This is a genomic window from Streptomyces sp. PL-25 (genome assembly GCF_058344915.1).
The window spans coordinates 6828831-6839308 of the sequence record NZ_CP136997.1; the positions used below are offsets into that span (position 1 = coordinate 6828831).

The following is a 10478-nucleotide window of genomic DNA, read 5'->3' on the forward strand; positions in this document are numbered from 1 at the left end:
GCCCGAGACGAAAGCAGCGGTGTCCAGTGAGCGACCAGAGGATGCGTGACTACCTCAACCGGGTGACCATCGATCTGCGGAACACCCGGCAGCGGCTGCGGGAGGCCGAGGCCCGCACGAGCGAGCCCATCGCGATCGTGTCCATGGCCTGCCGCTTCCCCGGCGGTGTCCGCACCCCGGAAGACCTGTGGGAACTGCTCGCCGAAGGCCGCGACACCGTAGCGGGTGTCCCCGGCGACCGGGGCTGGGAGACCGTCTGGCCGTCCGGCGGCACGGTTCCGGGACAGGGGGCGTTCCTGGACGGCGCGGCGGACTTCGACCCGGAGTTCTTCGGCATCTCGCCGCGCGAGGCGGTCGCGATGGACCCGCAGCAGCGGCTCCTGCTGATGACCGCGTGGGAGGCCGTCGAGCAGGCCGGCATCGACCCGCTCACCCTGCGGGGCAGCCGCACCGGGGTGTACGCCGCGGCCATCGACCAGGGGTACGCGACGCTGGGCTCCGGAGCCGCCGAAGCCGTCCAGGGGTTCCTGATGACGGGGAACTCGATGAGCGTGGTGTCCGGGCGGGTGTCCTACGCGCTCGGTCTCGAAGGCCCCGCCGTCACCGTGGACACCGCCTGTTCGGCCTCGCTGGTGGCGCTGCACCTCGCGGCGCGGGCCCTGCGGGCCGGTGAGTGCTCGCTCGCGCTCGCCGGTGGTGTCAGCGTGATGGCGCTGCCCGCGGTGTTCGTCGAGTTCAGCCGACAGGGCGCGATGTCTCCCGACGGCCGCTGCAAGCCGTTCGCGGCGGCCGCGGACGGCACCGGCTGGGGCGAGGGCGTGGGGATGCTGCTGCTGGAGCGGCTGTCGGAGGCGCGTCGCAACGGCCACCCGGTGCTGGCCGTGCTGCGCGGCTCGGCGATCAACCAGGACGGTGCCAGCAACGGCCTGACCGCTCCCAACGGCCCCTCCCAGCAACGCGTGATCCAGGCGGCGCTCGCCGACGCGGGCGTGACCGCGTCCGAGGTGGACGCGGTGGAGGCGCACGGCACCGGCACCGTCCTCGGCGACCCCATCGAGGCCGACGCGCTGCTGGCCACGTACGGTCAGGACCGGCCCGCCGACCGGCCGTTGTGGCTGGGGTCGCTGAAGTCGAACATCGGGCACACCCAGGCCGCCGCCGGAGTCGCCGGGGTCATCAAGACGGTCCTCGCGCTGCGGCACGGTGCCCTGCCGCGCACCCTGCACGTGGACTCGCCCACTCCGCACGCCGACTGGTCCTCGGGCGCCGTCCGGCTCCTCACCGAGGCCCGCGACTGGCCCGCCGTCGACCGGCCGCGCCGGGCGGGGGTGTCCTCGTTCGGCATGAGCGGCACCAACGCGCACGTCGTCCTCGAACAGGCACCGGAGCCGGAACCGGCCGACGGGCCGGACACCGCGGCCGGGCCGAGCGCGGGGACCGGTGCGGTGCCCGCGGCCGGGCCGTCGGCGGATCCCGCGGACGCGCCCGAGGCCGTGTCGGCCTGGGTGCTGTCCGGCCGCACCGCGTCCGCGCTCGGGGACCAAGCGGCCCGGCTGCGCGCCCGGCTCGCCGCGGACGCGCCCGCACGGCCGGCCGACATCGGGTTCTCGCTGGCGACCACCCGGTCCGCCTTCGAACACCGGGCCGTGGTGATCGGCGACGGGCACCAGGCACTGCTGAACGGGCTCGCCGCCCTGTCCGGACCGGGCGGCACGGGCCTCCTCCCCACCGCCCCGGCTCCCGTCCCGGCTCCCGGCTCGGACTCGGCTCCCGCCCCGGACCCGGCTTCCGCCCCGGCCACGCCCGCTGACGTCGTCACGGGCACCGGCCGGGTCGTCGAGGGCCGGACGGCCCTGGTGTTCCCCGGCCAGGGCTCCCAGTGGGCCGGAATGGCACGGGACCTGCTCGCCGCCAGTCCCGCCTTCCGGAACAGCCTCGCCGCCTGCGACGCCGCCCTCTCCGCCCATGTCGACTGGCGGCTCCCCGCCGTGCTGGAGGGCGCGCCCGGGGCACCCTCCCTGGAACGGGTGGACGTGGTGCAGCCGGTGCTGTGGGCGGTGATGGTGTCCCTGGCCGCGCACTGGGAGTCCTGGGGCGTCCGGCCCGACGCCGTGGTCGGGCACAGCCAGGGAGAGATCGCCGCCGCCGTGGTGGCGGGAGCGCTGAGTCTGGACGACGGCGCGAAGGTCGTCGCCCTGCGCAGCCGGGCCATCCGGGCGCTGGCCGGACTCGGCGGCATGGTCGCGGTGTCCCTGCCCGAGGACGAGGTACGCGCCGAGATCGCCCCCTGGGCCGAGAAGCTGTCGGTGGCCGCCGTCAACGGGCCCGCCGCCGTGGTGGTCTCGGGGGAGACCCGGGCCCTGGCCGAACTGCTCGCCCAGTGCGCGGCGCGGGGCGTACGGGCCCGGTCCGTGCCCGTGGACTACGCCTCGCACTCGGCCCAGGTCGAACGGATCAGGTCCGAGGTGCTGACAGCGCTGGCCGGGATACGCCCGCTCCCGGCCCGGACACCGCTGTTCTCCACCGTCACCGGCGACCGGCTCGACACCACGGCCATGGACGCCGACTACTGGTACCGCAACCTCCGCGGGACCGTCCGCTTCGACGCGGCCGTACGCTCCCTGATCGGGCAGGGCCACGAGGTCTTCGTCGAGGTGTCGCCGCACCCGGTGCTGACCATGGCCCTCCAGGACACCGCCGAGGCCGCCGGCGCCGCGGAGCCGCCCGTGGTCGTCGGCACCCTGCGCCGCGACGACGGCGGACCGCGCCGGGCCCTGCGCTCGGCCGCCGAACTGTGGGTGGCGGGCGCGGCCGTCGACTGGTCCGCGGTGTACGCCGGCACCGGCGCCCGCCCGACCGCCCTGCCCGCCTACCCCTTCCAGCTACGGCGCTACTGGCTGGAGCCGGAGGCGGCGCCCGGCACCGGACCGGCCGCCGCCGACCCGCACGACACGGCCTTCTGGCACATGGTCGACCACGACGCCCCGGCCGAGATCGCCGCCCGCCTCGCCGTCGACGAGGACGCCCTCACCCCCCTGCTGCCGGCCCTGCGCGACTGGCGCGCACAGCGGCGCGACGAGAGCGTCATCGACTCCTGGCGCTACCGCATCGGCTGGCAGCCCCTGCCCGACCCGCTGGCCGCCGTCCCCGCCGCCGGCACCTGGCTCGTCGTCCTGCCCGCCGGACACGACGAGACACGGGTGCGCGGTCCGCTGCTCGCCCTCGCCGAAGCGGGCGCCACCGTCGTCACGGCGGAACTCACCTCCGACGCCGTCCGCCGCACGGACCTCGCGGACACGCTCACCACCGCGCTCGGCGACCTCGTCCCGACGGGAGTGCTGTCGCTGCTGGCCGCCGCCGACCGGCCCCACCCCGACCACCCGGCCCTGCCCACCGGGACGGCACTCACCGTCGCCCTGGTGCAGGCCCTGGGCGACCTCGCCCTCACGGCACCGCTGTGGTGCGCCACCGACGGGGCCGTGTCCACGGGCCCGGACGACCCGGTCACCCACCCCCGTCAGGCACTGGTCTGGGGCACCGGACTGGTGGCCGCGCTGGAGCTGTCCGCCCGCTGGGGTGGACTCATCGACCTGCCGCCGGACCTCGACGCCCGCGCCAGGGCCCGGCTCGCCGCCGTACTGACGGCCTCCGGGCCCGGCACGGACGGCGCCGGCCGCGAGGACCAGCTCGCCCTGCGCCCCACCGGCATTCTGGCCCGCCGCCTCCGGCGCGCCCCCCGGAGCGACAGCCCTGTACGGCACTGGAAGCCCCGCGGCACCGTCCTGCTGACCGGCGGCACCGGAGCCGTCGGCCCGCACCTCGCCCGCTGGCTGGCCCGCGGCGGCGCCACCCACCTCGTCCTGCCCGGCCGCCGCGGCCCCCAAGCGCCCGGCGCCGCCGAACTCACCGCGGAACTGGCCGCCCTCGGCGTACGACTGACCCTGCCCGTCTGCGATCTGGCGGACCGTCAGGCCGTAGCGGCGCTGCTCACCGGCCTGGAGACGGCGGGCGACCCGGTCACCGCGGTCGTCCACGCGGCCGCCTTCGTCGCGCTCGCCCCCCTGGACGGCACACCGATGTCCGCGTTCGAGCAGATCGTCGCCGCCAAGGCCGCCGGAGCCGAACACCTCGACGCCCTGCTCGACCGCGAACTCGACGCCTTCGTCCTGTTCTCCTCGATCGCCGGGGTCTGGGGCAGCGGCGACCACGGTGCCTACGCCGCGGCCAACGCCTACCTCGGCGCCCTGGCCCAGCACCGCCGGGCCCGCGGCCTCAGCGCCACCACCATCGACTGGGGCATCTGGCAGGCCGAGAACCCCTGGCAGGACCGCACCGCCGGAGAGGACGCCGACCTGTTCAAACTGGAGCAGCACGGTCTGCCCCGGATCGCCCCCGACCTCGCCGTCCACGCCCTGCGCCAGGCACTGGACGACGACGAGACCCAACTCGCCGTCGCCGACGTCGACTGGGAGCGGTTCGCCGCCGTCTTCACCTCCACCCGCCCCAGCCCGCTGCTCACCGGGATCCCCGAAGCCCGCCGCGCTCTGGAGTCCGCGACCGGAGACCCGGAGGCACCCGCCGCCGCACTGCTGCGCGGGCGGCTCGCCGCCCTCGGCGAGTCCGAACAGCACCGCCTGCTGCTCGACCTGGTCCGCACCCACGCCGCAGCCGTCCTCGGCCATGCCACGGTGGACGCGATCCGGCCCGGCAGGGCCTTCCAGGACATGGGCTTCGCCTCCCTCACCGCGGTCGAACTCCGCAACCGGCTCAACACCGCCACCGGACTGCGGCTGCCCTCCACCCTGATCTTCGACCACCCGTCCTCCACCGCGCTCGCCAAAGAGATCCGCACCGCACTGTTCGGCCGGCAGACCACCGAGCAGCGCCCCCTCGACCCGGACCGCTCCGGCCAGGACGCCGCCGCGCATCCACCCGGGCCCGACGACGAGCCGATCGCGATCGTGTCCATGGCCTGCCGCTTCCCCGGCGGCATCGGCACCCCCGAAGACCTGTGGCGCCTGCTCGCCGACGGCGGCGACGCCGTCTCGGACCTCCCCACCGACCGGGGCTGGGACATCGAAGCCCTCTACGACCCCGACCCCGACCACCCCGGCACCTCGACGACCCGGCGGGGCGGCTTCCTCCACGACGCGGCCGACTTCGACGCGGAGTTCTTCGGCATCTCGCCGCGCGAGGCCCTGGCCATGGACCCGCAGCAGCGGCTGCTCCTGGAGACCACCTGGGAGGCGATCGAGCGCGCGGCCATCGACCCGGTCACCCTGCGCGGCAGCCGCACCGGAGTGTTCACCGGCGTCAACTACGCCGACTACGCGGCCGTCGTCGCCCGGTCGGAGGAGGGGGACGGCCACCTGCTCACCGGCAGCGCACCCAGCGTCGTGTCCGGCCGGGTCGCCTACACCCTGGGCCTCGAAGGCCCCGCGGTGACCATCGACACGGCCTGCTCCTCCTCACTCGTCGCCCTGCACCTCGCCGGCCGGGCGCTGCGCGGCGGCGACTGCTCCCTCGCGCTGGTCGGCGGCGTCGCCGTGATGGCGACCCCCGGCGCCCTCATCAGCTTCTCCCGGCAGCGGGGACTCGCCGAGGACGGCCGCTGCAAGGCGTTCTCGGACGACGCGGACGGCATGGGCATGGGCGAAGGGGTCGGCGTCCTGCTGCTGGAGCGGCTGTCGGACGCCCGCCGCAACGGACATCCGGTACTGGCGGTGGTACGCGGCTCGGCCGTCAACCAGGACGGCGCGAGCAACGGCCTCTCCGCCCCCAACGGGCCGTCGCAGCAGCGGGTGATCCGTGCGGCGTTGGCGGACGCGGGGCTGACCCCCTCCGAGGTGGACGTGGTGGAGGCGCACGGCACCGGCACCACCCTCGGCGATCCCATCGAGGCCCAGGCACTGCTGGCCACGTACGGCCAGGACCGGCCCGCCGACCGGCCCCTGCTGGTCGGCTCCCTCAAGTCCAACCTCGGCCACGCCCAAGCGGCTTCGGGGGTGGCAGGGGTCATCAAGACGGTGCTGTCCATGCGGCACGCGCAGGTGCCCCGCACCCTGCACGTCGGCAGGCCCTCCGGTCACGTCGACTGGACACGCGGAGCGCTGGCCCTCGCGACCGAGCAGCGGCCCTGGCCGTCCCACGGTCGCGCCTTCCGGGCCGGAGTGTCCTCCTTCGGCCTGAGCGGCACCAACGTCCACACCATCCTCGAACACACCCCCCTCGAAGACGACGCCCCGACGGCTGAGCGCACCCCCCTGCCGGCGGTGCCCTGGCTCCTGTCGGCGAAGAGCCCGCGGGCACTGCGCGCCCAGGCCGACCGCCTACGCCGCCACCTGGACGGCGGCCCCGCACCCGACCCGCGCGACATCGGGGCGGCCCTGCACGCACGCACCGCCTTCGAGTACCGGAAGGCACTGATCGGAGACCGGGACCAACTCCACGCCCTGCTGGGACAGATGGCCGACGAGGACTCGGAAGCGTGGGACGGCGGTCGCCCGGTCGACGGTCGTTCGGTGTTGGTGTTTCCGGGTCAGGGTTCGCAGTGGGTGGGGATGGCTGCGGGGCTGTTGGGTGAGTCGGGGGTGTTCGCGGGGCGGATGGCGGAGTGCGGGCGGGCTCTGGCGCCTTATGTGGATTGGTCGTTGGGGGAGGCGCTGGGTTCGGAGCGGCTGCTGGCGCGGGTTGATGTGGTGCAGCCGGTGTTGTGGGCGGTGATGGTGTCGTTGGCGGAGGTGTGGGGTTCGTTCGGTGTGGTTCCTGATGCGGTGGTGGGCCACTCGCAGGGGGAGATTGCGGCTGCGTGTGTGGCGGGTGGGCTGAGTCTGGAGGACGGGGCGCGGGTGGTGGCTCTGCGTTCTCGTGCGGTGGGGGCGTTGGCGGGCCGTGGCGGTATGGCGTCGGTGCCGTTGCCGGTGGATGTGGTGCGGGAGCGTATCGCCCCGTGGGCGAGCCGGTTGTCGGTGGCGGCGGTCAACGGCCCGTCCTCGACGGTGGTTTCGGGTGACGCGGACGCGGTCTCGGCGTTGGTGGAGGGGTTGGTCGGGGAGGGTGTGCGTGCGCGGTTGATCGAGGTGGATTACGCGTCGCATTCCTCGCATGTGGAGGAGATCCGGGAGCGGTTGCTTGCCGATCTGGCAGGGGTTGCTCCTGTTTCGGGTGTGGTGCCGTTCTTCTCGACGGTGACGGGTGGCTGGCTGGACACGGGGTCTTTGGACGCCGGGTACTGGTTCCGGAATCTGCGGGAGACGGTGGAGTTCGGGAGGGCGACGGAGTCGCTGTTGGGGGAGGGTTTCCGGTTCTTCGTCGAGGCCAGTCCGCATCCGGTGCTGGGTGTGGCGGTGGGGGAGTCGGCGGAGGCGGCTGGTGCGGACGCGGCGGTGCTGGGGACGTTGCGGCGCGGGGAGGGCGGCCTGGAGCAGGTGTTGCGTGCGGTGGGCCGTGCGTGGGAGCGGGGTTTGGGGGTGGACTGGTCGGGGGCGTTCCCGGGGGCGCGGCGGGTGGAGTTGCCGACGTACGCCTTCCAGCGCAGCCGCTACTGGCCCGAGCCGGCGCCCGCCACGGCGGCCGATGTGGGCGCGGCCGGGCTCGATCCGGCCGATCACCCCGTCCTCGGAGCGGCCGTCGAGCTGGCCGACACGGGTGAACTGCTGCTCAGCGGCCGGGTGTCGCTGCGTACCCACCCCTGGCTCGCCGACCACGCCGTGGCCGGTACGGTCCTGCTGCCCGGTGCGGCCTTCGCGGAACTCGCCGTACGCGCCGCGGACGAGGCCGGATGCCACACGGTGGAGGAACTGACGCTCCAGGCACCGCTGTTGATACCCGCCGACGCCGCCGTCCGCCTGCAAGTACGGATCGGTGCCGCGGACGCGCACGGCAGCCGCTCCCTGGACCTGTTCTCCTGCCGTGAGGACGCGACGACCCCGCAGTGGACCGCGCACGCCACCGGCGTACTCACCGCCGGCGCCACGACCCGCGAGCCGTCGCCCGCACCCGCGCCGGACGACGCCGGCTCCTGGCCGCCGCCCGGCGCCGTCCCGGTCCCCGTCGACGACCTGTACGAGCGGTTCCACGCCTCCGGCTACGGCTACGGGACCGCCTTCCGCGGGCTCACCCGTGCCTGGCGCCGAGGTGACGAGATCTTCACCGAGGTACACCTGCCCGAGGACCAGCACCGGTCCGCCGCCGCCTTCGGCGTGCACCCCGCCCTCCTGGACGGCGCCCTCCACGGACTGTTCCTGCGTGCTCAGCCGGAGACCGGACCGGATCAGGAACGGCCGTCCGCCGGACTGCCGTTCTCCTGGAACGGAGTCAGGCTGCACGCCTTCGGGGCCACCGCGCTCAGGGTACGGCTCGGTTTCCGGCCGGACGGCTCGGTGTCGGTCGACGCGACCGACCGGAACGGCCTCCCGGTCGCGTCGGTCGAGGCGCTCGCCGTCCGCCCGATCGACCTCGACGCCCTCCGCCCGGCGGGCGGCCCGGAATCCCTCTACCGGGTGCGGTGGTCGGCGGCGCCCGCCACCGCACCCGCCGGTCCCCCCGGCCGCTGGGCCGTCCTCGGCGGCCGGCAGCTCTTCCCGGACAGCCATCCGGACCTGGCCGCGCTCGGTGCCGCGCTGGACGGGGGAGCGCCGCCGCCCGCCGCGGTGCTGGCCTGGTGCGACCACACCCCGCACCTGCCGGGCCCGCTCGACGCCGCATCCGTGCACACCGCGCTGGAGGACGCCCTGCGGCTCGTCCAGGACTGGCTGGCCGACCCGCGGTGGGACGACGGCACCCGGCTCGTGCTCGTCACCCGGGGGGCGGTCTCCACGGCAGCCGGTGAGGAGGTCACCGATCTCACCGGCGCCGCGGTCCGCGGTCTCGTCCGCTCCGCCCAGTCCGAGCACCCGGACCGCTTCCTGCTGATCGACACCGACGACCCGGCCGCCGTGACCGGCCTGCTGCCCCGGGCACTGGCCGGAACGGAACCCCAACTGGCGATACGCGACGGACAACTCCTCGCCGCCCGTCTCACCAGGGCCACCGTCACCACGGACCCGAAGCCGGGCACGAACGCGCTCGCGGTCTCGGGCACGGGCCCGGACCCGGACCCGGACCCGGACCCGCCGTCCGGTGTCGCCGCGCCCGGGGGAACCGTCCTCGTCACCGGGGCCGGCGGCGCGCTCGGCGCTCTGGTGGCACAGCACCTCGTGACCACGCACGGCGTACGGAACCTGCTGCTCGTCGGCAGGCGCGGCGCGGACGCCCCGGGTCTGGCCGGCCTCGCCGCCGAACTGCGCGGGCTCGGCGTCCGGGTGGACGTGGCGGCATGTGACGTCGCCGACCGGGACGCGCTCGCCGGCCTGCTCGCCGGCATCCCCGCGGACCGTCCGCTGAGCGCGGTCGTCCACGCGGCCGGCGTCCTGGACGACGGGACGGTCGAGTCGCTCACCCCCGCACGGATGAGCCACGTACTGCGGCCCAAGGTCGACGGGGCTCTCCACCTGCACGCCCTCACCCGTGATCTGCCGCTGTCGGCCTTCGTCCTGTTCTCCTCCGCGTCCGCCACGGTGGGCAACGCCGGCCAGGGCAACTACGCGGCCGCCAACGCCTTCCTCGACGCGCTCGCCCAGCACCGCCGGGCCCTGGGACTGCCCGCCCAGTCACTCGCCTGGGGCCTGTGGGCACGCCGCAGCACCATGACCGGGACGCTCACCGCCGCCGACCTGCGGCGCATGTCCCGGTCAGGCACCGCGGCCATCGGCAGCGAAGAAGGTCTGGCGCTGTTCGACGCGGCCCTCACCCTGGACGAACCCCTGCTCGTGCCGGTCAAGATCGACCTCGGCCGGCTCCGGACGGCGGCCCGGACCGCACCCGTACCGGCCCTGCTCTCCGCCCTGGTCCCCGGCACCGTACGCCGCCCCGCCTCCGGGGCGGACGCCGCCGGAGCGGACTCGCTGCGCCGCCGACTGACCGGCCTCACCCCGGAGGAACGCGTCGCCGCCCTGCTCGACCTGGTACGGAGCCGGAGCGCCGACATCCTCGGTCACGGCGCGGCCGGGACCATCGACCCGGACCAGCCGTTCAAGGATCTGGGCTTCGACTCGCTCACCTCCGTCGAACTCCGCAACCGGCTCGGCGCCGCCACCGGTCGCAGGCTGCCCGCGACCCTGGTCTTCGACCACCCCACCCCGGCCGCCGTCGCCGCCTACCTCGCCGGGCGCCTGGTACCCGACGGGCCGGGCGGCCTCGCCGCCACCGGGAAGGCCGCCGGGGCGGCGGCCGGGACGGACCGCGAGGACCACGAGATCAGCTCCCTGCTCGCCGCGATCCCACCCGCCGCACTGCGCCGGGCCGGCCTCCTCGACGCGCTCCTGGACCTCGCCGGCCGGCCGGAGGCACCGGCTCCCGCCGCCGACGACGACATCGAGGGCATGGCCGTCGACGAACTCGTCCGGATGGCCCTGGGCGGCGAACGTGACTGACCGACA

1 protein-coding gene is annotated in these 10478 nt (G+C 75.2%); it reads left to right on the forward strand.

Features of this window, described 5'->3' with window-relative positions:
* Positions 1-26 precede the first annotated feature (26 nt).
* Positions 27-10472 (forward strand): type I polyketide synthase, encoded by a 10446-nt coding sequence (locus R4Z62_RS30210; RefSeq protein ID WP_491521454.1) that lies wholly within the window; start codon positions 27-29, stop codon positions 10470-10472.
* The last annotated feature ends 6 nt before the right edge of the window (positions 10473-10478 follow it).